The sequence below is a fragment of the Citrobacter sp. MGH 55 genome (assembly GCF_016906145.1).
GTDB classification, from domain to species: Bacteria; Pseudomonadota; Gammaproteobacteria; order Enterobacterales; family Enterobacteriaceae; genus Citrobacter_A; species Citrobacter_A amalonaticus.
Window position 1 is genome coordinate 1,157,112 of record NZ_CP070239.1, and the last position, 1,189, is coordinate 1,158,300.

The following is a 1,189-nucleotide window of genomic DNA, read 5'->3' on the forward strand; positions in this document are numbered from 1 at the left end:
GGGTGAAACGACTGAACTGGCTGAGAACGGCATCACTGGACGCCACGGTCACCGAACTGTCTGCGCTGTCAATCCCGCCGCTAAAGTGTTCATTAATGTTGAGGGTGGAGCCGTTCTTCAGCTGTACGCGTCCGGTGAAACGGCTCTGATCGGCGTCGTTTGTCGCTTTTGACTGCCCGAATGACGGCGTGGTTTCCACTCCGTTCCCGTCATTGAGATCGATATAGAGGTTTTCACTGCCCAGCGTTACGGTGGAATGGTCGGCATTAATATGTGTATTAAGGCTGGCATTCCTCGCCAGACTGAAATCAACGTTATGCAGATTAAGCTGTTTCAGGCTGAACTGGCGGGTTTCCCAGTCACTCTGGGTAAAGGAAACCGGCTGAGTGAGGACAGAGTTGTCGCCCAGCGCTTTCAGCTTATCCGCTACGGCTTGCGTGCTGACGGCATGGATAACCGGATGCCCCTGGACAAACAGACGGCCATTTTGCTGGGTGAAGCTCCCCTGCGTGTTCATCCCGCCATCCATAACAAAGTCGTTCTGCGTTCCGGGTGTCACGGTATTTTTGACATCAACATTGCCGGTGAAGTGACCGTGCCAGATATTGGCAACCGTCGTTGTGGCATCTGCTTTATTGAAATCCAGGTTGACGGAGGCCTGCTTCCCGCTGTTGGTCAGGATCGCCCCGTCGTCCGCACCGTTAAGCTGATGGAAGGTAAGGCTGCTACCGTTGATGTCGAGCTTACCGCCGCGATAACCCCATTTGATATTGTCGGGATTAACCTGTTTGTCATCACTTAACACAACGGTTGGGCGACCGCTCACAATACTGACATTATTAAAGGCCTGAACGTTGCCATCGCTGTCCGGTCGTTGTGCCAGAACCACCGTCCCTTCGCCAACATTCAGCCCACCGGGATTGATACCCGTGCCATTCACTTTCAGTGTCCCGGTACCGAGCTTATGCAGATTGTCGCCCTGAACACCGTTCACCTGCCAGTCGACGGTATGATCGCCGTTAACAATGATCCCGCCACCTTTCCAGGTCTGAGAATCCAGGGGCTTAATAATGTAATCATCATCAAAGGTCAGTGTTCCTGCCCCCTGATTAACGGTGTTTTCTAATACAACGGTTCCGCCGCCCTGGAAAGTGAGATCTTTACCGCTGTTCAATGAAGCAGGCCATGT

General features: G+C 53.0%; 1 protein-coding gene. It reads right to left on the reverse strand.

The genetic code is table 11. The features are described 5' to 3' along the window. The coding region (locus JTI98_RS21075; protein WP_305852754.1) for a S6 family peptidase at positions 1–1,189 on the reverse strand (1,189 nt) is incomplete at both ends.